The organism is Pseudomonas sp. BF-R-30 (assembly GCF_019956175.1).
GTDB classification, from domain to species: Bacteria; Pseudomonadota; Gammaproteobacteria; order Pseudomonadales; family Pseudomonadaceae; genus Aquipseudomonas; species Aquipseudomonas jessenii.
The window spans coordinates 199,945-222,297 of sequence record NZ_JAHBDE010000044.1 but is presented as its reverse complement, the minus strand read 5'-3'; the positions used below and the strand labels follow the sequence as shown (position 1 = coordinate 222,297).

The window sequence follows — 22,353 nt, the reverse complement described above, 5'->3', positions numbered from 1 at the left end:
TTTCATCTGTGGAGGCTGGAAAAATGAGTTGCCCATATTGCGCGGAAGTCATCATGGCTGAAGCCATTCTATGCAAGCACTGCCAATCCGACCTCAGGCAGAAAATACAAATCCCGCCTGGGCGGCCACTACCGTCAGAAAAGAGAATGGGCCCTGTCAGCAAGGTCCTGATCGGAACCATTATCGTCATCACCTTGTACCTGGCTTTCGGCTCTTCTGTCAGTAACAGGTCGCAAGACAAGGAAATGATACAGGCCCGAGATGCCGTCGACCTATGCCGCCAGGAAGTAAACAGCTACTCCGGCCCTGCAGTCGGGAAAAGCATCATCGTAGAAACTTGTCAGAAGCTTGAAGACGAATTCCGTAAGGGTTTTGGCGACGCACTATAGGAAAAACCGATTACGAAGCCCGCCATTGAGCGGGCTTTTTTGCCTCTGGCATCAGGCAACAAATCACTGATTCACCCAGCATGAAAATCCATCATGACATGTTATGACATCGTTCAAAAACGGACTTTGGTCAACAAATACGGGGTTAAAAGGACGAATGGTCGAGAGGCGTCAAGCGTGGGGAATTGCCGGGAGTTTGCAGCCACTACAGGCTTTTCAGGCAGGCACGTTCGTCGCGGTAAGGTGAACTTCACTTACTCAACGTGTCACATTAGGTCCCCGTCAAGCGAACTTCAGTGGAGGTATAGCCTTATGAGCATGGCCACAATTGTCAGTGCCGTGATTTCCAGTCTCGCACCCAGTGTCTTTGACCAGAACAACCTGCAAGAACCCGGCGCACATGTTTCAGCCGTCGATTACCACTACGGTATGGACATCGATGTGAAACAGGTACTGCAGCGCACCGATACATCCGACAAGACCGGCGTAGTACCAGTGACTGTGGTCTACCTGGACAGCCAGGGTGAGCTTCACAAGATCCGTTTCCTCGAATGGGGTGCAAGCCCTGCCAGCCCCACCAGCATTGCCTGATCCGCTCGTCGATCGGATTCCGGGCCTCACCGCCCCCCAGAAGCGGAAGTTAAACCTCCCATGCACTCAGTGCGATTGAGGTTTTTTGTTACTTGAAAATGGACATGATCGAATGACTAAAAAGTTCATTCGAGAAACTCACTTTTATCTTGGTGGCTTAATGTCGCAAGATTAATTGATAACAATTGCTGGATCTAAATGGCAGTCAGCAACGGTAAGTTCCAATCAAACCGTGCATAGAGCCAAGTTGATTCACTATTGAAACCAAGAGGTCACCATGGAACTTAGTATGTTCTCTTCGTCCACCGTGGAATACGTGCGTTTAGGCGTTGTATATTTTCATCTTATCGCCTGCTGTGTGGCAATCGGGCTGGTCTTGACCAGTGACATTGCAATGGTCAAGCAACTCCTGAAGGGAGATGCGTCAGGCCACCACGATGACGCGCACATGGAAAGCCTTCAAAAAACCGTAGTGCTTGCACTTGTAGCGCTCTGGATTACGGGCATTGGTATTGTCGGGATCGATTATGCCGGCAAGGGGATGGAATATTTCCTCAATCCAAAATTGCAAGCCAAAATCGGCATAGTTGTGCTGTTGACCTTTAACGGTTTCCTGTTGCATAGCGCGGTATTGCCGGCGCTGAAAAAAGCCGGTTCGTTACTCAAACTCTCCTTCAGCTTGCGCATGCTGGCGCTGTTCTCCGGCGCCCTCTCTGGCGTGTCGTGGTTCTATGCCGCCATGCTGGGTGTTGGTCGTCCGCTGGCCTGGAAGTATTCGCTGGTGGAGTTGCTGGCAGCCTATCCGGTACTCATCGTCGGTGGTTTCGGAGCGATGGTACTGCTCACTACCTGGGCAAAAAGCAGAGACACCGAAGCGCGTCGGGAGCAAGGCACCTGGTCACCAGGAAACGCCGCCCTGGCTGGATGGTGAGACAAGGAAGTTCAGCTTTCGCCAATAAAACCCATTTTTAGCAGTTCGTAAAATGTCACTTGAGGATACCCAAATGAAATCCATGAAAGCCCTTTTCGTAATCGCCGCTCTGACCGCTTCTTCTCTGGCGATGGCCACAGGTGGTGGTGACAAGACGTTCAATCGCATGGAGTCGGCCCGGAAAGTCTCGATGGAGGCCTTCCAGGTTGCACAGAAACAGAAGGCTGAAGCCGCTGTCGCTGAAAGCAAAGCCAAGGCTACCAATCACACCAACAGCTGATCGATGTAGCCTGCCCCCCGGCTGACAGAAATGTGCAGCCTCAAGCCTCGCCAGCAGCACCCAAGGTGCTGCTGGCGCCGGTTTAACCGAGATCCCTTGGACCCACGCCTATGCCAGCCTCGCAAACCCGCCCCTCACCCGCGCCGTTGCTCAAACCGGGAGAGACAGTGGTTTTGTTCGACGGTGTCTGCAAGCTATGCAATGGCTGGGTGAGATTCTTGATTCGCCATGACCGCCAGCGTCGCGTGCGGTTGGCGGCGGTTCAGTCACCCGAGGGGCAAGCTCTGCTCGCATGGGCAGGTTTGCCCCTGGATCAGTTCCACACCATGGCGGTGATCCGCGACCGGCACTACTGGGAGCGTTCGCAAGCATATTTCGAAGTCATTGCCCAGTTACCCGCACGCTGGCACCCCGTGCTTCTGTTGCGCATCTTTCCTCGCAAGCTTCTGGATTGGGCATACGACCGCATTGCGCTTAATCGTTATCGGCTCTTCGGGAAATACGACACATGCCTGTTGCCGGATCCTGATCATGAAAGGCGCTTTTTGAAAGCGCCCCTATGAACGGCTTCACGCGCATTAACCGGAACGCCCCTGAGTAACCGGCTATCGCTTCAGGAGACAATCCCCTCAAACAAACGCCCGACAATGCCGGGCGCCTGTTCTTCAGGTCTGTACTCAGAAGCGATAGTTGGTGCTCAGTTCCAGCGTCCGTGGGGCACCTGGTGTGATCAGATCCACTGAGCCATGCGCCGAAGCGTAATAGTCCTTGTCGAAAACGTTGCGCAGACGCAGGGCCATGTCCCATTTCGGCTCGTTGTACAGCAGCGCGGCGTCCACGGTTGTGTAAGCCGGCATGACCACATTGTTATCCAGCGCGGTATAGCGATCATCGACATAGTTGGCCCCCATGCCCACACGCCAGGTTTGCGTCAGTGAACGCACCAACCACAGATTGGCGCTGTGGCGCGGCGTCAGAGTGGGCACCTGCCCTTCGTTGGCGACCCCGTTGGTAAAGCTGTTGGACTTGGTGATTTCGGCATCCAGAAAGGCGTAACCGGCATAGACCTGCCATTTGTCACTCAACTGCCCGCTGGCGGTCAGCTCAAGACCGTCGGTGCGCTGCTCACCCGCAAGCACCAGTTTGGTCGGGTTCGCCGGATCGCTGGTTTTCATATTGGTGCGTTCCAGGCGGAACAGCGCCGCGGTCAACGCCAGGCGATTGTCGAGCAGGTCCCACTTGCCGCCGATCTCGAAGTTGGTGGTTTCCTCTGGTTCAAGATCCTGGTTCGTCGTGCTCAGGGCGAACATCTCGGCGGAGGGTTGGTAGGAGCGGCTCACCGAGACGTAATAGGACTGCACTTGATCAGGCTGGTAGACCAGACCGACTCGCGGACTCCAGGTCGTATCGGTGCGGGACAGCTCGCTTTGCGTCAGGTCATCGGCGTACTCCTGGTCGAACACGTCGTAACGCACACCCAGCAGTGCCTTCCACTCTGGCGCCAGTTCGATCAGGTCCTGTACGTAGAAGCCGGCGGTGTCCTGGGTGTTGGTACCTTTGGCGGTTTGCCGGTTGGCCTGGAACGGCACGTCGACCAAGGCATCGCGGTACACAGGCACCCGGGCCACATTGGATTGGCTGAATACGGACTGGTCCTTCACCTGGCGCCCCAACTCCACACCATAGAGCAGGTTATGGTTCATCCCGGCAAGCACGGCGCGTTGCTTGAGTTCGGTCTGGTTGAACCACCCGTCCTCCTTGCGCTGCACGTTGCCGCGGTTGAGTTTTACCAGCAGTTCACCATTGGGAGCAGTGACGAAACGTGTCGGGCTGGAGTCAGCGAGTGTGTTGTTGCGATCCAGATCGTAGTGGTAGTAACGACTGGTATTGCTCAGGCTGAAATCGTCGTTGATCCGGTAGTCGACACCCGCCGTGAACGAGAACACTTCGCTGCGGGTGTAGTCATCATCCGGGTCGGCGGCACCGAAGCGCTTGTCGCGGTCCACATCGACCGGTCGGTCGCCTCGTGCCGGGATGCCGAAGTCAATCAGGCGCTTGTCATACAGATAGGTAGCACCCAGGTCCAGTTCCAGATCATCCGAGAGCTTGAAGTAGGCCGAAGGCGCGATGGCCTTGCGGTCGATGTAGCCGTCATCCCGGTAGGTGTCACTGTTCTCCAGCGCGCCTGTCACACGAAAGGCTTTATTGCCTTGCTGCTGATCGGCCCAGCCGGCATCGAACTGAGTGCGTTTTTCGCCCTCGCTGTCGACACTGACGCCGACCTCCTGCTTGGGTGCGAAGTTGGGTGTCTTGCTGATGCTGTTGATCAGCCCCCCCGAAGAGCCTCGGCCATAGAGCACCGCAGCCGGCCCCTTGATCACTTCCACCCGCTCGACGTTGGACAGATCACGGAAGTACAGCGCATCGTCGCGAATGCCGTCGACATACATGTCGCCAATGGCACTGAAACCACGGATGGTGACCTGATCGCGCTGACCGTCACCATTGGACAGGCCGATACCAGGGACGTTCTTCAGCACGTCCTCCATCGACCGCGCCCCCTGATCCTTGATGACGCTTTGGGGAATCACATTGACGGTTTGCGGGATATCTCGCAGAGGGGCGTCGATCTTCAGCGCGCTCCTGCTCTCGGTCGACATGTAGCTCTGCTCGCTGTACTCACTGTTCACAGCGGTTGCCGGTAGGGTTAGAGCAGACTCCGTTTCTGCCTGTAATTCAGGTACAACCAGAACACCCAGCAACGACAGAGAGGCTGGGTAAATGCGCGATCGAGCCACCATGGACACCTTTGTTTGAATTATCGCGCGAATAATAACGATTATCTTTTGTAAGTAAATAAATATCATTCCTATATGCAACTCAGAACGATCGTCTCAATTTCATGGGCGGTCGACAGAAGCGTAAGTGCAATGCCGTACTCGGCAGCCACATTATTGTGACGCTGACGCTGTGGTGGATGACTTATCCAGCCCCCCTCGATACCCTTTCGCCTCCGGGTGCCTGACGGCAATTCAGGTCAAACCACACTTCATCCAGACGAACCAAAAATGAAATCCTCCGCAGGTTTGCTGTTGTCAGGTATCGAGCTGGACCGTGCCAGTTCCATCCCCTTGTACCGCCAACTCTACTTGCAGATTCGCAAACAGATCCTCAGTGGCAGGATTCAGGGAGGCGTGCGCCTGCCCTCCACCCGGACCCTGAGCAAGGAACTGCAGTTGTCGCGAATCAGCATTCTCAATGCGTTCGATCAACTGATTGCCGAAGGTTTTCTGACGTCGAGGACCGGGGCCGGGACCTATGTCGGCCATGAATGGGAAAGCCGCGGTATTGAAGACGATGAACACAAGCGCCAGCCTCCGCGTCTGTCCGACCTTAGCCAGTCCATGCTGTCATTGCGCAGCGATCATTTTCGCGGCGTTTCCTATGCCGACTGGGCGACCGGGAGCCCGACCTCGTTCCTGCCCAGCCACAGCGCCTACGATGCATTCCCGCAATCGGTCTGGAAGCGGCTGTTGAACCGCCACCTGCACAAGCCGACCAAGGCCATGCTCGGTTATGGCGAACTGCAGGGATTGCTGGCCCTGCGCGAGGCGATTGCCGAGTACGTCTTCGATGCCCGTGGCATCGATTGCACTGCCGATCAGGTGGTCATCGTGTCCGGCGCCCAGCAAGCCTTCAACCTGCTGGGCATGCTGTTGCTCAATCCGCAGGACAGTTTCTGGATGGAAGATCCGGGGCATATCGCGGCGCGAATTGCGCTCCAGGCCCAAGGTGGTCAGGTCGTGCCGTTGCGTATCGACGAACAGGGGATCGATGTCCGGCAAGGCCTGGCTTTGTGTCCTGACGCCCGCCTGGTGTTTACCACACCTTCCCGTCAGCATCCCTTGGGCGTCACCATGAGTTATGGGCGACGCCAGGAACTCATCGACTGGGCCGCCCAGAATCAAAGCTGGATCATCGAGGACGACTGCGACAGTGAATTTCGCTACAACGGTCGCCCCCTGCCGGCACTCTATGCCATGGACCAATGGGCCCGGGTCATCTACGCCGGAACCTTCAGCAAAGTGCTCTTCCCCTCGCTGCGACTGGGTTACGTGATACTGCCGAACGCCTTGATCGAACCCTTCTGCACCCTGCGGGCGGTCATGGATCGCAGCCCGCCCACGCTGCTACAGGCCGCCACGGCGGACTTCATGCGCGAAGGCCACTTTCTCGGCCATATTCGCCGAATGCGCGCCCTGTACCAGGCTCGCCAGCAGGCACTGGTCGAACAACTGCAGAAACGGCTGGGCTCTTTCTTCAGGATCACGCCAGTGGAAGCCGGCATGCACCTGATCGCCTGGTTACCCGCGCATCTCGATGACGACGCCCTGGCCAGGGAACTCGGCCAGCATGACATTCATACCTATCCCCTGAGTGACTACTGCGTCGAACATGTCTTGCCACCGGCGCTGTTGATCGGTTTTGCCAGCACCCCCGAGGACCAGGCCCAGGCGCGCGTCGAAGCACTGGCCCAGGCCCTGGACAAAATGGGCTACCTGCAACCGGCCACCTGACTCAAGGCAAGTGGTCTTATGATTTAACTGATAATGGATCTATCGAGAGTTCCTGACTGGCGCGATAAAGGCTGCGCCGGTAGACCCGGTGTCTGAACCAGGAACGACTCGAATGAACAATAAGATCCAGGAACGATTCAACGCCTTGCTCAGCCATAAGGCTGTCGAGGCCGGAACTCCCCCCGTACTGACCGAGGCACTGGCCGGCCGGTTGCTCGACCGACTGGCACAGTTGCGCCTGTTTGCCCATGCCTACCCCTTGCTGACCAATCTGACCCACGGCCGTGTCACCCCTGGCGACCTGTTGGACTTCGCCTATCGCCACGAACTGCAGGGCCTGAGCCTGCACTTGCTCGACGGTGAGGAAAACAGCCTCAGTCAAATGACAGCCGCGCAGCTTCAGGCATTTGCAGACAAGGCCAATGCGCTGGGGCTGGATGTGCATCTGGAAATCAGCAGCACGCTGAAAAAAGATGTCGATCAAGTGATCGCCATTGCCAAGGCGCTGGGCACCCGCAACATCCGTGTCTACTCACGCTACGAAGGGGCGTTGTCCCGGGTCATGGACGTGATCGAGTCAGACCTGCACTACCTCGCGCAACAGGCAGACGAGCACGACCTGTTCTTCGACTTCGAACAGCATGAAGAACTCAAGAGCGCCGAAATCGCGCAACTGCTGAACCGGCTGAACCACCCTCGCCTGCACGCGCTGTTCGACTTCGGCAACATGATCAATGCCTGCGAGCAGCCCCTGGCGGCACTGCGCACCCTGGCGCCGCACATACGCCAGACCCACCTCAAGGGTGTGCGCATCGTGCCTGAACAAAACGGCTTCGGGCATTACGGCGTGCTGCAAGGCTGTGACGAAGACGACCTGCCCAACGCACGCATGTTGTTCGAATTGCTGATGCTCGGCGAATCATCCCCGCAAGTGATCGCCTTCATTCTGGAGCAGGAAAACCACTACGTCGCCCCGGCGTTCCGCCAGCTCGACGAAGCCGCCGACCCGTTCATTGCGTACCGGGAAATGAGTGAAACAGCGCTGCCGGAAGGCTTCTCGCTGGAGCGAATGCTGGCCGATGAGCACCGTTGGGCAAACAACCAGGTCGCCTACGTACGAGGTCTGCTGGCCGAGTTCCGCACCCTGGCCGAGTTGACCCTGGCCCATTGCGCTAACGCCTGAACCTGACGTGCCGACCGGCACTGCCTACCCAATAACGCCTGGAGAACAATAATGACATCCCATGACAAGGCCAAATGGCTCAGATTCCTGATTCTCATCCTCGGTGGCGGCACCATCTACAAGCTGGCGAATCTCAAAGACGCCTTCTACATCCCCATGCAAGAATTCATGGGGCTGTCCCACACTGAAATCGGCGTGCTGCTGAGCGCCAACGCCATCATCGCCACCGCGCTGTTCGTGGTGGGCGGCATGCTTGCCGACCGGTACGACACGCGTAAGCTGATCCCCCTTGGCTTGATCGGTACCGGCGGCCTCGGGCTTTACCTGGCGACCTTCCCGCCCTTCAGCAATCTGCTGGTGGTGTTCTGCCTGCTGGCCGTGTGTGCCGACTGCCTCTTTTGGCCTTCGCTGCTCAAAGCCATCCGCAACCTTGGCGACGATAAGGAACAGGGTCGCCTGTTCGGCCTGCTCGAAGGCGGGCGTGGCGTCATCGATACCCTGGTCGCCTTCTCTGCGCTGGGCGTCTTCGTCGCCATGGGCTCCGGTGAAAACGGTCTGAAATCGGCGATCCTGTTCTACTCGGTCATCGACATTCTTGCCGGTACCCTGACCTGGCTGCTGCTCAAGAGCGGCAAAACCCAATCGACCGTCAAGCCGAAGAACGGGTTGTCGAACCTGTTCGAGGCCATCAAGGTGCCGGGCATCTGGCTGGTCAGCCTCAACGTGTTCATGGTCTACATCGTGTACTGCGGCCTGACCTATTTCATTCCCTACCTCAAGGAAATGTACGAGCTGCCCGTGGCCCTGGTGGGCGCCTACGGCATCATCAACCAGTACTTCCTCAAGATCCTGGGCGGCCCTGCCGGTGGCTTCATTGCCGACAAACAGTTCAAGAGTTCCAGCCGCTATCTGAAGTGGGCATTCCTGGCGTTGTTGCCGCTGATGGGTGTCATCATGCTCATCCCGAAAAGCCCGGATTTCATCTACGCAGGCATGGCGGCCACCCTCTCCTTCGCGCTGATTGTCTTTTCCATGCGCGGCGTATTCTGGGCACCCATGGGTGAAGTCGGCATTCCCCAGCACATCACCGGTTCAGCCTTCGGAATCGGTTGCCTGATCGGCTATGCGCCGGGCATGTTCGCCTACGTCATCTATGGCGCCATCCTTGATCACTTCCCGGGTCAGCAGGGCTACAACTACGTGTTCTCGTTGATGAGCGTACTGGCCATTGTCGGGTTCATGGTGTCCAGCCTGCTGTATCAAGCGGTCCGCAAGAATGCCACGATCACTGGCAAAGTCAGCGCCGCGCAAGCCTGAACATAGACGGTGCATGCAGCGCGGCGGTAACCGGAGTCTCTCGGTTACCGCCGCGCTGCGCTGCCATCAAAAGGCGAAATCGGCCTCGTCCATGGCCATCAGACAATGGGCTCCGCCCCGCAGGCTTTCGCGGTGGGCACTGGCACGGGGCAGCACCCGGCGCCAGTAAAAATCCGCCGCTTGCAGCTTGGCCCGATAGAACCCGGGTTCGTCGGTACCAGCATCCAGTGCCGCTTGGGCACGCACAGCCGCCTGCAACCACAGTCCGCCCACCAGCACGTAAGCGCTGTACGCCAGGAAGTCCACCGACATGGCGCCGATTTCCTGCACATCACGCCGACACGCCTCGACCACCTCGGTACCCAGTTCACGCCACTCGGCGAGACGCTGCTGCATTGCCTCGGCCATTTGCCTCAGCGCTGCTTGCGAGCCGGCCGCGTCGACATGCACGGCCAGCTCATCGATCAAGGCGCCCAGTTCCGTTGCGCCGTCGCCCAGCACCTTGCGCCGCAGCAGATCCAGCGCCTGGATACCGTTGGTACCTTCGTATAGCTGAGTGATGCGGCTGTCACGCATCAACTGCTCCATACCCCACTCGCGGATGTAACCGTGGCCGCCGTACAACTGAACGCCCAGGCTGGCGACTTCCTGGCCGACGTCGGTAAAGAAGGCCTTGACGATCGGAATCAGCAGCGCTGCCCGACGACTCGCCTTCTGGCGAGCCTCGGGTTGTGGGTCGCCTTGTTCGAGGTCCAGTTGCAGGGCGGTGTAGGCCGCGAGCAAGCGGCAGCCTTCGCTCAAGGTTTTTTGCGTCAGCAGCATGCGCCGAACATCGGGGTGCACGATGATCGGGTCGGCGCTCTTGTCCGGCGCCACCGGGCCGCTGATGGCCCGCGATTGCAGGCGCTCACGGGCATAAGCGAGGCCACCCTGGAAGGCGGCCTCGGCGATGCCCAGTCCCTGCAAGCCAACCTGGAAGCGTGCATCGTTCATCATGGTGAACATACAGGCCAGCCCCTGATTCGCTTCACCGATCAACCAGCCTTGTGCGCCGTCGAAGTTCATCACGCAGGTGGACGCGCCCTTGATGCCCATCTTGTGTTCCAGTGCGCCACAGCTCAGCGAATTGCGCGGCCCCGGAGTTCCATCGGCAGCGGCAATGAACTTGGGAACCAGGAACAGGCTGATGCCCTTCACCCCGGCCGGTGCATCCGGCAAACGGGCAAGGACCAGATGAACGATGTTGGCGGTCAGGTCCTGCTCGCCACCACTGATGAAAATCTTGCTGCCGCTGACCTGATAGCTGCCGTCGGCTTGAGGTTGGGCACGGGTTCGCAGCAGGGCAAGGTCGGTACCGGCCTGGGGCTCGGTGAGGCACATGGTACCGGACCATTCACCGCTGACCATTTTTTCCAGGTAAGCCTGTTTGAGCGCCTCGCTGCCATGGCGATGCAGAGCCAGCACCGCGCCTTCGGTGAGGCCGGAATAAATGCGAAACGACAACGAGGCGGCCATCAGCATTTCGTGGAAGCTGGCCGAAATCAGCTGCGGGAAACCCTGGCCGGCGAACTCCAGCGGTCCGGTCATGCTCGCCCAGCCGTTATCAACGTACTGCCGGTAGGCGTCGCGAAATCCCTGGGGCGTTGTGACGTGGCCGTCGATCAACTGACAGCCCTGCTCGTCACTGTTGCGGTTCAGCGGCGCGACCACTTCGGCGGCGAAGCGGGCGGCTTCTTCGAGGACGCCGTCGATGGTTTCCCGGTCCAGCCCATTGTTCAACCGCTCGCAATGGCCGCTGACATCGAACAGTTCGTGCAGCACAAAACGCATGTCGCGCAGGGGAGCTTGATAATTCATGTCGGCCTCATGGGTTGGCGCAGTAGAAAAGATTGCCGTCACCCTAAGCAGGCGCCTACTATTTTTGAAATTTCATTTTCATATGCCTGGTATTTGTAATTTGAATTTAAAAAGCTTCGATCTGAATTTGCTCCGGGTGCTCGATATGCTGCTGCGCGAACAGAACGTGTCGCGAGCGGCCGAGCGCCTGGCCCTCAGTCAGCCCACCGTCAGCAACGCCCTCGCCCGCCTGCGTTCACTGTTCGACGATCCCTTGCTGGTGCGGGTTGGCCGCCACATGCAACCCACCTCCCGGGCGCTGGCGCTTGAAGGGCCGATTCGCGCGGCCTTGCAACAGATCGAACAGACACTCAATGCCGGGGAAACCTTCGACCCACGCCTGAGCCAGCAACAGGTGCGCATCGCCCTGACCGACTTTGTCGAACAGCTGTGCATGCCGCCCTTGCTGGCACGCCTGGGAGAGCTGGCGCCAAACCTGCGTATCGACGTTGCTCACCTGGCCCCCAGCCTTCCTGCCGAGCTGCTGGATCGGGGTGAACTGGACATGGTTCTGGGACGCTTCGAAGAAGTGCCAGCGCGTTTCACCCGCCGGACCTGGCACAGCGAAACCCTGCGGCTGGCCGTGCGCAAGCAGCATCCGCTGGCACACGACACACTCACACTGGATGACTTTCTGGGGCTGCGCCATCTCTGGGTGAGTGGCGGCCAGTCGCGGGGCATGGTCGACCAATGGCTGGGCAAGCAAGGCCTGTCGCGCAAAATCGTCTACACCACGCCCAACTACCTGCAGGCGGCGCACCTGGTCGCCCATTCCGACTTGAGCGTCGTCCTGCCGACCCAATTGGCCAATCAATTCGCGCAGTTGCTACCGCTACAGGTGTTCGAACTGCCATTCGACGTCGGCTCGTTCCACCTCGAACTGGTGTATCTGGCGCAACGCCAACATGAGCCAGCGCTGGCGTGGCTGATCGAGCAAATCCTGGCGGTGCGGCCGGCTTGAACGGACGCCCGGCATAACGCCTTGCCTGAGCCAACGCATGGGGTTTGCCGAAGTGATTTTTCGGTTGCGCCAGACAACACCAGGAACAACGTCAAGAGCGACGAATTTCCAACGTAGCGCGTAACCCTCCAGGGCTGCGGTTCTCCAGTTTGATCTGCCCGCCAAAGCGATCGGCAATGGCCTTGACGATAGTCAGCCCCAACCCTGCACCCTGATGATTTCCGCTGCTGTAGAAACGTTCGAAAAGCCGTTCACGATCCTGCTCATTGATGCCCGGCCCCTCATCTTCGACAGTCAGTTCGTAGCTATTTTCCTTTTCTACGAGCCTGACGGTGATCACTCCGTGCCGGGGAGAGAAATTCGCCGCATTGGTCACCAGGTTGTTCAAGGCAATATCGATCGCAGCGGGGTCGACTCTGGCAAGACTGATGTCGTCCCTGACATCAAAAACCAGCTCAAGCCCCTTGCTCAGTAGCCAGGGCGTCAACTGAACCAGGCTTTCGCGAACGGTGCTGGCCAGATCAATAGGCACAGGCGCTTTAGTCCCTGCTGTAGGTTCTATACGAGCCATCGTCAGCAATTGGTTAACCAGTCGGCTGGTACGGTCCACGCCGGCAATCAAGAATTCGAGCGATGCGCGACGATCCGCTTCACTCCCCGCCGCCATCAGGTTTTCAGCGTGGATCCTGAGCACGGCCAGTGGTGTACGCATTTCGTGGGCGGCGTCGGCGATAAAGCGTCGCTCGCGCCCCATGACGTCCTGAATTTGCGCGAGCATACGATTGAGGGCGGCCTGCATGGGCTCAAGCTCAGTGGGTAGCGGCGTCAATTGCAAGGGTTCGAGTGAACCGGGATGCCGGGCCCGCAGCGTTGCAGCCATATTGACCAGTGGTTTGAGTCCCCAGCCGATGGCCAGCCAGATCATGGCGGCCAGCAACAAGCTCCCCAGGATATTGGGCCACAGTGTGTGACGTACGATGCGGTCCACCAAGTCCATTCGCACGTCGTCCCGTTCGCCCACCCAGATGCGCAGGTTGTTCTCCTTGTCTACAAGCAGGAAGGCACGCCAATGCCGGTTGTTCAGGTCGACTACATCGCTGAAACCTGGTGTGACCGCGGGTGTGCTGAAGGACGGAGAACTGGCCGTATGTACCAGCACTTCGTTCCTGGCGTTCCAGACCTGAAACGCAATTTTCGTTTCATACGGATGCCCCTCGCCCCCGGGCGTCGCCTCGTTCAGGGCCTGGTTGAAAGCCTTGTACAGATCCGCATGTTCCTTGCTCACCATGGGCATACGCATGACGCCTTGTAGCAGGCGAGCGTTCTGGGCCAGATGGGCATCATAGACTTCGGCGATTTCGTGGTTGCTGTCGTGCAGATTCAACACACTGATCACGGCCAGGCCAGCGAGCATCAGGCCGATGATCAGGACCAGGGTCCGACGCCGGATAGAGCTCATCGACGCTCCTCCACCAAGTAGCCGATACCACGGACGGTGCGGATCAGATCGGTGGAGAACTTCTTGCGCAGGTGATGGATGTGCACTTCCAGGGTGTTGCTTTCGGCCTCCTCGTTCCAGCCGTACAGCAACTGCATCAAATGATCGCGAGTCATTACCCGACCCGGTGGCGAGAGCAGTTCGTGGAGCAACTGGTACTCCTTAGGTGTCAGGGCCACTGGCTCGCCTTTGTAGCTGACTTGCTGGGTGCCGGGGTTCAGGCTGATACCTGCGTGCTCGATCAGCGATTGTCCACGCCCGGCACTGCGACGAAGCAACGCACGTATGCGCGCCTTCAATTCTGCCAGGTCGAAAGGCTTGATCAGGTAGTCGTCGGCGCCGGCATCCAGACCCGCGATACGGTCTTCGGTGGCATCGCGCGCGGTCAGGATCAACACCGGCAGATTGGAACCGCTGTCACGCAAGCGCCTGAGCACTTCGAGACCGTCCATGCGTGGCAGGCCAAGGTCGAGCACCGCCAGATCGAAGATTTCACTGCGCAGCGAGTGCAAGGCGCTGTTGCCGTCCTGCAACCAGTCGACGGTATAACCTTCCCGGCTGAGGGCCTGATGAATACCCTCGCCGAGCGCCACGTCATCCTCTATGAGTAATAAGCGCACAGGGTCTCCTGTCAGCCGAGTTTCTTGTTCACATCCACCAACAGCGTCTCGATCTCCTTGCGGCGCCCGGCGTCAGCGCTCTCGCGGCCAGGTCGAGGCGCAGCCTGCAAGGCTTTTTGCAGCGCTGCCCTGGCTTCAACATAACGCTTCTGACGGTAGAGGTGATCGCCCCAGAAGTACAGGCTGTCGATGCCGTTGGGGTTCATTTGCAATGCCAGCTTGAGCAACTGTTCGGCCTTGTCCGAATCGCCGAAACCGATGGGCCAGCCCGGTACGCGGTCATAGAGAGCCCCCAGACTGGTATAGGCTGAGCCTTGCAGGGCCTTGGGGTCCAGAGTCAAGGCTGTTTCCAGATCGGCTTTCGCATCCTTGACCTTGCTCAGCGCACCCAGCCCACCCTGTGCGCCCGCCCAGCTACTGGTGACGATGCCAGACCAGATCCAGGCCTCAGCCACCGTTTGGCGCTCCTGCTTGAAACTCGAAGCCTGAGCGGCCAGCTTTTCAAAAGCCGCGGTCCGTTGCCCCTCGGGCAACTCGTATTGAATGTGCGCCCAGCTTTGCTGGATACCGTTGAGGCGTTGCTGGTCGGCGGGGTCCAGCGCCCAGACGCTCTGGCTCATTGCGCCAAGCAGTAGGCAAGCGATGATCTTTCTCATGGTTTGACATTCTCCTGGTCGGGTTTCTGGCTCAGGCGGCGGATCAGGGGCAATTGTTTGCGCAACCCACGGTCCACCAGATGGGGCAAAAAGCTGTTCAGGTGTACAAAAAAACGTTCGGGCCAGCCCAGGTACAAGTCGCGACGGTCACCGGCAATGGCGTGAATCACTGCGGCCGCCACGGCTTGCGGATCGTCGACATTGGTCTTGAGCGCATCATTCAGCGCCTGGGCCGCCGGGCTGTTCATGCTGGTACGGGTCGCTCGCGGGGCGACGTAAAGCACACTGACCCGAGTGTCGGCCAGCTCCCGGCGCAGGGCCTCAGAGAACCCGCGCAGGGCAAACTTGGTGGCGCAGTAACTGGCGTAGCCGGGGTAGCCGATGGAGCCATAGGTCGAACCGACGTTTACCACCATGGCACTGGCGGCTTGCTTTAGCTGCGGCAACAAAAGTTTTGTCAGGCACATGGGCGCACTGATGTTCACCGCGAGCATCGAATTGATCTCGCTGTCGTCCAGCTGTTCGAGCATGGCGAAATGATTGACCCCGGCGGCATTGATCAGCAGGTTGATGCCACCGATGCCCTGGGCCTGCGCCAACACCTGACGGCGGTCGGAGAGCAACGTCAGGTCCGCACGGACCCAACTCAGGTTACCGGGATAACGCTCAAGCAGCGGCACCAACGGTTCCCGATGCCGAGCCACGGCCAGCACCTGGGCACCACTGGCGCACAGTGCGGTGGCAATGGCCAGGCCGATGCCGCCGCTGGCACCGGTCAACACGACGCGAGCTTCAGACAGGCGCATGCAGATTCTCCCCGTTACGCGGCAAGCCACGAAACATATCGGTGTAGAGCCGGTACACCACTTTGGAGGCGTGAATGACGGCGGCCTGGTCGCCCGGGTCATCCAGACGGTTCATCAGTCGACGGTAGGTCTGCATATGTTCGATATCCAGTGAGCCGTGGGAACTGAGGTAGCTGAAGGCGCTTTCCGGCAAGTCCAGGCGCCGGCGAATGCTGCCGGCGGCGTGTGTGGCCAAGGCGATGCTCGTGCCTTCAAGTACGTTGACCATGCCGAACAGACCCACCGGATTGTCCCTGGCAATCAGGTCGTAAAGGAAGCTGACCATCAATTCGATCGGCAATGACGGGCGTCCATCCCGTACAGCGGCTCTGTCACCCCCGCAGGCTTCAATATCATTGAGTACCCATTGTTCGTGGCCGTATTCGTCCTCGATGTATTCACATACCGCTTCGCGCAGCCATTCCAGACGTGATGCCAACCGCGCACCACAGGCCATCATCAACGGCACGGTATGGCGCACGTGGTAATAGGCCTGAGCCAGAAAGGCCCGGTAACTTTCCAGGCTGACGTCGCCCTCCAGCGCATCACGGATGATCGGCAGGTTGAACAACTCAATGCGTTCTTGCTCAGTGGCTTTTTGCAACGTGTCAAAAAAACTCATGGTGCGGATTCCTCGGAAAATGCAGACTCGCTCAATTGCCCCCGGTAGCGTTCGACGATGGCGTCACGGCGGGGCCGGCCATTGGCGGTGAGCAAGCCGTTGGTGGCAGTGAAGGGTTGGTCGAGCCGGCTCCAGTGGTGGACCTGGGCGTACTCGGGCAAAGCCTCGTTGGCCTGGGCCACGGCGGCGGCCAGTTGTTCGTCGGTGCAGTCCGGGCGATACGGCCAGAGCAGTGCATGGTTATGGGGCATGGCCTCGCCATAGACGAAGGCCTGGGCGACAGGCCCGCGCTGCGTCAATTCGGCTTCCACCCACTCGGGGTTCACGTTGCGCCCGAAACTGGTGACGAACTGATGTTTCTTGCGTCCGTTGAGGTAGAGAAAACCCTCGGCGTCGAACTCGCCGAGATCACCGCTGGGCCACCACTGGGCGGTGTGCGGTGCCTCTCCCAGATAGCCCAGCAAGGTTGAACCCTTGATCAGCACTTCGCCGTCCTCCGCCAGGCGAATCTCCACATGGGGCAATGGCCGTCCGACACTGCCGGGGCGCCGTGCTTGCGGGCGATTGAGGCACACGACCGACGCGCATTCCGACAGCCCGTAACCTTCATAGACGGGTATGCGCACGCGTTGAGCGCGATGCAGTAGATCTTCGCTGACCCGGGCGCCGCCCACGGCGGCAAAACGCAGGTGCTGTGGGTCGAAAGCCTTTTGCTCGGCAGCGTTGACCAGCATCAGCAACAACTGCGGTACCAGAACCAGACTCTGGGGTGATCGGCTGGACAGGCAACTCAACAATGTCGGCACATCCACACCGCTGGCGCCTTCAATTCCCAGGGTTTTCGGGCCGGGCAGGCTCAAGGTGGCGCCGGCATACAGTGCAGCGTAACAACCGATGTTCTCCAGCAAAATGGCCAGCGGCAGCAGCGCCATGTGGTGTTGCGGATCGGTGGGTTTGCTGGCCAGGTGCAACTCGTGAGCGACCCGCAGAATGCTGTCGGCACTCAAGCACACGCCCTTGGGTGTGCCTGTGGTGCCCGAGGTGAAGGTCAACTTGGCGGTGCCTTCAGGCATCCGGTTCGAGCCACTGAACGTGCGGCGCCAGAACTCGCCGCACTTCTGATATCCAGCCGCTTGCAGTTCGTCCTGCAGTTGCGGTTCGGCAATGACGTGTTCGGCCTGGCTTTGCTCCAGGCAATGCCTGCGTTGCCCCGGACTGAAAAAAGGCGGCAAGGCCACACAGGTCAAACCCTCGAACAACGCGGCCAGGTCCCAGAGCAGAGCCTCGACGCCATTGTCCAGCGTCAGGGCGACCACCCTGACCCGTTCATCGCGCAGGCGCTGCTGGCGAAAAATGACCTCGGCATACAGCGTGGCGTAGTCCAGTTTCAGATGATCGCCCCACAACGCAATGGCGTTGGTTTTTTGCTCAGCATGATTACGCAGGGTCTGTTTGAAGCGCTCCATTTCAGGCGACATGGCAGGCCCCTTCAATAGAGGTCGGCAAGCCCAGGCGACTGAACAGGCCAATGTTGCGCAAATGAATGAAACCGGAGCGAACATTGCCGAAATGAACCCACGGTTTGCTTTCGTAGTAACTGCCCCAGGCATGGCGGTCCTTGCCCAGACGCGCCGGGTCGGCAGCACACAGGGTCACGGGCTTCAAGCCAAGGCGGTGAAAGCTATTGACCAGCCCCAGGTTCCCGGTGAAGGCAACCCATTCCAGCCCTCCCATGGCCAGCAGGTAGGTCATCGCGATGATGCTCATCCGTGCGCTGCCGGTGTCGCTGGCAGCCAGATTGCCTACCTCTACGATGGCTGAGCGGCTTACGGTCTGGTCGGCCGCGGCACTGATCAGCGGATCGATCGCATCGTCCAGGTAACCTTCCAGGAACAGCGGTCCGCTACGCGCCAGACGCACGCCAATCACCGCGCAAAGCGCGCCGGACGCCTCGCTCATGCCAAACAGCTCCGGCATGAAGTGGCGAATATCGGCACCGTGGGCCTTACGAAAGCGTTGCTGGATAAAGGCTTCGAAGGCACTTCGTTGCGGGGCGTCCGGCAAGGCCCTGACGAGATACATCTGCTGCGCTTCGGTCAGGCCAAAGTGCAGCGGCAACTGAACGTTCCAGTTGAAATCGGACATTGAAAACATCTCCCCCGGATCAATTGGGGAGAAGTATCAAAGGCATTTCTTAACGAAGTCTGAAGGTGAAAAAACGATTGTCGCCTTGGGTGACAGTCCGTAATGACATGCCATGGCCTGCTTCAGGAACGGACTTAGGCCAACAAATACGGGGGTTTAACCGGAGCCCCCGACTGTCTCGCCACAGTTACTCATGGCACGGACGCTTATGCGCCCTCCAGTTGATCGCGCAAAAACTCGATGAAGCGCTGGGTTTTCGCCGGCAACAGGCGCGTCTCGGTCAGCGCATACACTGAAACCGAAGTGGCGTGCCATTGAGGCAAGACCTTAAGCAGCTTTCCATTGATCAGGTCTTGCTCAGCGATGCTCTCGGGCAGCAAAACGATACCCAGGTCCAGTGGTCAGTATCCCTGCCCTCACGCACTAGTCACTTCTGCCAACAGCGGGCACCGATGAAGTCGGGACGAATGAAAGCAGCCGGTCATCGACACATTCAGAAAACAGCCACTTCTCCTGGCCCAGACGCCCCGCACAATCGCACCCTTTATTGGGGGATATTCCCCGTCATCGGGGTATTCGTCCTGGCTGCTCATACGCCAGTTTGAAGCCCGCGGACAAGGGGAGCGTGGCGTAGAGCCATTAGTCACCTCCTGTCACTTTCGGCGGGAAATTTGCATCGTTCCCATCCCGGCTCGAAATCAAACGTTTCGCCAGCCGGGCCAGGAGCCGTGGCTCGTTGCTCATCTATTGCCACGCTCCGAGGAACCCGTCAGAGGTGTTTGCGATGAAACAGGACACCGGAAGGTTGAATCCTAGTCTTTTGTCCAAAACCAGGCTGGCGCTGAGTATCTCTGCTGCCGCGATCATGTTGGGGCTGGGCTTGTCCCAGACCCAGGCAGTCCCCCTCGACAACACCGATCCCCCGCCTCCTACCGACGCCATCGGCGTTCACCAATCCGCCCGCCGACCCCAATGCCGCATTGAGGGACTTGCTCAAGCAGCCTCCCGCAAACGTCGGCGCCTTCGACTTACCCAATGGTGTGGCCGGTAACCGCCAGACCCCCTTGGTCGACAATGTGCTGCCACCCGATCTGCAACCCAGCTTCAATATCCCCACTAACGGTAACGCCAGCCCGGTGTTCGGGGTTCAACCGTTCACGCAGAAGCTCGAGCTTTTCGAGGAGTTCGGCTCGAACAAACTGGATGCGGCCGACCCTCCATCACCTGTTCCGTTTCCGGTTCCGACGCTGGGGCCCGCACCGGCGCAGGATCCCTTGAAGGTGGCGCGTAGCGGCCCGTCGCCGGCTGCGCTGGATGCCTTTCTCAGGCAGCCAGCTTTGACGCCCTTCCCGACAGAGTTCTCCAATGTACTGGACCGCAACCCGTGGAAGGCGCAGATCGAGGATTTCCTCAATCGCCGAGTCGATTCGCCCGCAGAAGGCCGGCCACCGGGAAAAGGTTGGTCGCACCAGCGTTTCAATGAGTTTTTCCCGCGCAACGCCTTCAAGACTGTGCAAGCAGGCGCGCACGTCAACAGCGGCTTACGAGATCGTATGCAACGGCATAACTACGCCGTGGGGGAATTTGCGCCAGGCGGGCTCTATCACAACACCAGCGGCAACCCGGCCAACGAGGGCACAACCAAGGGCATACAAGTGCAATTTCACGACAACTTCCCTGTCCAGGACCATAATGCGCTGTGGACTTTCGACGGCACCTTTCCGCCCAAACTGCTGCAAGTACGCTATGGCCAAGCGATGCTGATGCGTCATTACGATGCCTTGCCCATTGACCCATCGGCCAACCGGGGCTTTGGCCTGCACACCATCACCACCCACGAGCATAACGGCCACTCGCCCGCGGAAAGCGATGGCTTTGCCAACGCGTTCTTCTTCCCGGGCCAGTACTACGACTATCGCTGGCCGATCCAGTTGGCCGGTTACGACAGCATCAACACCAGCGCTCAGGATCCGCGTGCGGCGTTCCCGTGCGACCCCGGTGAAAAGCTTTTCGTCAACGACGCCAACCCCGGCTTCAAGACTTGCGACCGCGGCACCATCAAGATCCGTGGCGACTGGCGCGAAACCATGAGCACCCACTGGTTCCACGACCACATGCTCGATTTCACCGCGCAGAATGTCTACAAGGGCAATGCCACGATGATGAACTACTACAGCGCCGTGGATCGTGGCAACGAGTCGGTCGACGACGGGGTCAACCTGCGCCTGCCCAGCGGTTCGGGGCTGGGGTGGGGTAACCGCGACTATGACGTCAACCTGACGATCGCCGACAAGGCCTGGGACAAGGCCGGCCAGTTGTGGTTCAACCCCTTCAATACCGACGGTTTTCTCGGTGATCAGGTCCTGACCAACTGGGAGTACAAGCCCTTCCTGGACGTGCGTGCCCGCCGCTACCGTTTGCGCATTCTCAACGGATCGGTTTCTCGCTACTTCAAGCTGGCGTTGGTGCGTCAGGTCAATGGTAATGGTGGCGAGTTTCCTGGCCCGAAAAGCTCCGGGGTTTCATACAACCGGGTGCCGTTCCACATGATTGCCAACGACGGCAATATCATGGAGCACGCAGTGCCGTTCGATGGCAGCCTGGACCTCGATGGCGACGGCGACACACAGGACCACAATGCCATTTTGCCGATACAGGGCATTGCCGAACGCTATGACATCGTCGTCGACTTCGCGAAAAACGGCATCAAGCCAGGCGACAGGATTTTCTTCGTCAACATCGAGGAGCATGAAAACGGCAAGCGTCCCGAACGTGACATTCCATTGGCGGATGTACTCTCCGGGAAGTACCTGCCCGTTGTCAGGCAAACCAGCCACGGGCCACAGTGGGTCAACGGTGACCCGGGCGTGGGCGTGTTCATGCAACTGAACGTCCAGCCTTACACCGGCCAGGATGTCAGCATGAATCCGGTCGACTTCGAGCCCGCCAAGCCTGGCAAGCCCGAGGGCAAGTTCATGATCCCCCTGCCCTTGCACCGTGATGACCCTGCCGATATCGCCCGGCTTGCCCAGGCGCGGCACCGCACCTTTATCTTTGGCCGCTCCAACGGCACGGATTTCAAGCCCTGGACGATCAAGACCGATGGCGGCGAAGGTTTCAACATGGACCCGCGCCGGATTTCAGCCGCGCCACAACTGGCCACTGGCCCTACACCGGCAGGGTTCAAGGGTGAAGGCACGCTGGAAATCTGGAAGATCGAAAACGGCGGCAACGGCTGGAGTCACCCGGTGCATGTGCACTTCGAGGAAGGGATCATTCTCACTCGAGGTGGCAAGACTCCACCCGAATGGGAAAAAGGGGCGCGCAAAGATATCTACGATATAGGTCGTCATCCTGAGAGCCTCGACAATGTCGAAATGGCCATCCGCATCCGTGAGTTTGCCGGTACCTACATGGAGCACTGCCACAACACACAGCATGAGGACACGTCGATGCTGCTGCGCTGGGACTCTGAGCACCCGGGCCAGTTCCAATTGATGCCCACTCCATTGCCAAGCTGGGACGGCGTGAGATTCGTGGCCTCGGTTGCGTTACCGACATTCCGTACGGGAGATGGTGTGGGGCCACAGGTCGAGGTCGACAATAACCAGGAAGATGGCAGCGGTAGCGGTAGCGGTAGCGGCAGCAGCGGCAGCGGTAGTAGCGGCAGCGGTGTTAGCGGAGGCAAAGGCTAGCGTCGTCTCTGCTCAACTACCTGAGCAATGCGGTGAAGTTGACCGAGCGTGGGCACATCCTGGTTAAGGTGTGCCTGCGTCAGGCCCGCTTGAAAGTCGACGGTGTGGACATGGTTGGCAGACTCCGACGGGTACTGGGCCGGCACA

At 59.1% G+C, this 22,353-nt stretch carries 18 protein-coding genes and 2 pseudogenes; 10 read left to right on the top strand and 10 right to left on the bottom strand.

The window, feature by feature from the left end:
• Positions 1-53 precede the first annotated feature (53 nt).
• From KGB20_RS21555 to KGB20_RS21535, 5 genes are all read left to right on the top strand, one after another.
• Complete coding sequence (locus KGB20_RS21555; RefSeq protein WP_154909024.1) at positions 54-389, top strand: hypothetical protein; 336 nt, start codon at positions 54-56, stop codon at positions 387-389.
• Positions 390-701: 312 nt separating this feature from the next.
• Complete coding sequence (locus KGB20_RS21550) at positions 702-980, top strand: DUF2790 domain-containing protein (protein WP_102669614.1); 279 nt, start codon at positions 702-704, stop codon at positions 978-980.
• A 277-nt stretch (positions 981-1,257) separates the two neighbouring features.
• Positions 1,258-1,911 carry a hypothetical protein gene (locus KGB20_RS21545; protein ID WP_154909023.1) on the top strand — a complete coding sequence of 218 codons (654 nt, stop codon included), beginning with the start codon at positions 1,258-1,260 and terminating at the stop codon, positions 1,909-1,911.
• A gap of 73 nt (positions 1,912-1,984) precedes the next feature.
• Positions 1,985-2,191 (top strand): co-regulatory protein PtrA N-terminal domain-containing protein, encoded by a 207-nt coding sequence (locus KGB20_RS21540; protein ID WP_154909022.1) that lies wholly within the window; start codon positions 1,985-1,987, stop codon positions 2,189-2,191.
• Between the two features lie 110 nt (positions 2,192-2,301).
• On the top strand, positions 2,302-2,754 hold the full coding sequence (locus KGB20_RS21535; protein WP_150813180.1) for a thiol-disulfide oxidoreductase DCC family protein: 453 nt from the start codon (positions 2,302-2,304) through the stop codon (positions 2,752-2,754).
• Between the two features lie 114 nt (positions 2,755-2,868).
• On the opposite strand, the gene KGB20_RS21530 is transcribed toward KGB20_RS21535, so the two are convergent.
• Positions 2,869-4,992 carry a TonB-dependent receptor gene (locus tag KGB20_RS21530; protein WP_154909021.1) on the bottom strand — a complete coding sequence of 708 codons (2,124 nt, stop codon included), beginning with the start codon at positions 4,990-4,992 and terminating at the stop codon, positions 2,869-2,871.
• 267 nt (positions 4,993-5,259) lie between these two features.
• On the opposite strand from KGB20_RS21530, the gene KGB20_RS21525 reads away from it, so the two are divergent.
• The 3 genes from KGB20_RS21525 (at position 5,260) to KGB20_RS21515 (ending at position 9,268) form a co-directional block, all read left to right on the top strand.
• Positions 5,260-6,768 carry a PLP-dependent aminotransferase family protein gene (locus KGB20_RS21525; protein WP_057714879.1) on the top strand — a complete coding sequence of 503 codons (1,509 nt, stop codon included), beginning with the start codon at positions 5,260-5,262 and terminating at the stop codon, positions 6,766-6,768.
• Positions 6,769-6,880: 112 nt separating this feature from the next.
• A complete protein-coding gene (locus KGB20_RS21520) occupies positions 6,881-7,951 on the top strand; it encodes a sugar phosphate isomerase/epimerase family protein (RefSeq protein ID WP_154909020.1) in 1,071 nt (356 codons plus the stop codon).
• A 51-nt stretch (positions 7,952-8,002) separates the two neighbouring features.
• A complete protein-coding gene (locus tag KGB20_RS21515) occupies positions 8,003-9,268 on the top strand; it encodes an MFS transporter (RefSeq protein ID WP_223508471.1) in 1,266 nt (421 codons plus the stop codon).
• 66 nt (positions 9,269-9,334) lie between these two features.
• Here the strand turns inward: KGB20_RS21515 and KGB20_RS21510 are convergent, their stop codons facing one another.
• Positions 9,335-11,125, bottom strand: a complete 1,791-nt coding sequence (locus tag KGB20_RS21510; RefSeq protein ID WP_154909018.1) for an acyl-CoA dehydrogenase C-terminal domain-containing protein — start codon at positions 11,123-11,125, stop codon at positions 9,335-9,337.
• Between the two features lie 82 nt (positions 11,126-11,207).
• On the opposite strand from KGB20_RS21510, the gene KGB20_RS21505 reads away from it, so the two are divergent.
• Positions 11,208-12,125 carry a LysR family transcriptional regulator gene (locus KGB20_RS21505; protein WP_154909017.1) on the top strand — a complete coding sequence of 306 codons (918 nt, stop codon included), beginning with the start codon at positions 11,208-11,210 and terminating at the stop codon, positions 12,123-12,125.
• A 91-nt stretch (positions 12,126-12,216) separates the two neighbouring features.
• On the opposite strand, the gene KGB20_RS21500 is transcribed toward KGB20_RS21505, so the two are convergent.
• The 8 genes and pseudogenes from KGB20_RS21500 to KGB20_RS21465 all read right to left on the bottom strand — a co-directional run.
• A complete protein-coding gene (locus KGB20_RS21500; RefSeq protein ID WP_150813186.1) occupies positions 12,217-13,584 on the bottom strand; it encodes an ATP-binding protein in 1,368 nt (455 codons plus the stop codon).
• A complete protein-coding gene (locus tag KGB20_RS21495) occupies positions 13,581-14,243 on the bottom strand; it encodes a response regulator (RefSeq protein ID WP_057714885.1) in 663 nt (220 codons plus the stop codon). The genes KGB20_RS21500 and KGB20_RS21495 overlap by 4 nt, the downstream gene beginning before the upstream one ends.
• An 11-nt stretch (positions 14,244-14,254) precedes the next feature.
• A complete protein-coding gene (locus KGB20_RS21490) occupies positions 14,255-14,899 on the bottom strand; it encodes a tetratricopeptide repeat protein (protein WP_154909016.1) in 645 nt (214 codons plus the stop codon).
• A complete protein-coding gene (locus tag KGB20_RS21485; RefSeq protein ID WP_223532970.1) occupies positions 14,896-15,705 on the bottom strand; it encodes an SDR family oxidoreductase in 810 nt (269 codons plus the stop codon). The genes KGB20_RS21490 and KGB20_RS21485 overlap by 4 nt, the downstream gene beginning before the upstream one ends.
• Positions 15,692-16,366 (bottom strand): TenA family transcriptional regulator, encoded by a 675-nt coding sequence (locus tag KGB20_RS21480; RefSeq protein ID WP_090455124.1) that lies wholly within the window; start codon positions 16,364-16,366, stop codon positions 15,692-15,694. The genes KGB20_RS21485 and KGB20_RS21480 overlap by 14 nt, the downstream gene beginning before the upstream one ends.
• Complete coding sequence (locus KGB20_RS21475) at positions 16,363-17,844, bottom strand: AMP-binding protein (RefSeq protein ID WP_154909015.1); 1,482 nt, start codon at positions 17,842-17,844, stop codon at positions 16,363-16,365. The genes KGB20_RS21480 and KGB20_RS21475 overlap by 4 nt, the downstream gene beginning before the upstream one ends.
• Positions 17,834-18,511, bottom strand: coding sequence for a thermostable hemolysin (locus tag KGB20_RS21470; protein WP_223532968.1), 678 nt, complete (start codon positions 18,509-18,511; stop codon positions 17,834-17,836). The genes KGB20_RS21475 and KGB20_RS21470 overlap by 11 nt, the downstream gene beginning before the upstream one ends.
• Before the next feature lie 206 nt (positions 18,512-18,717).
• A pseudogene (locus KGB20_RS21465) lies at positions 18,718-18,909 on the bottom strand (LysR substrate-binding domain-containing protein); the annotation flags it as partial.
• Positions 18,910-19,295: 386 nt separating this feature from the next.
• Here KGB20_RS21465 and KGB20_RS21460 point away from each other — a divergent pair.
• A pseudogene (locus KGB20_RS21460) lies at positions 19,296-22,206 on the top strand (multicopper oxidase domain-containing protein).
• The last annotated feature ends 147 nt before the right edge of the window (positions 22,207-22,353 follow it).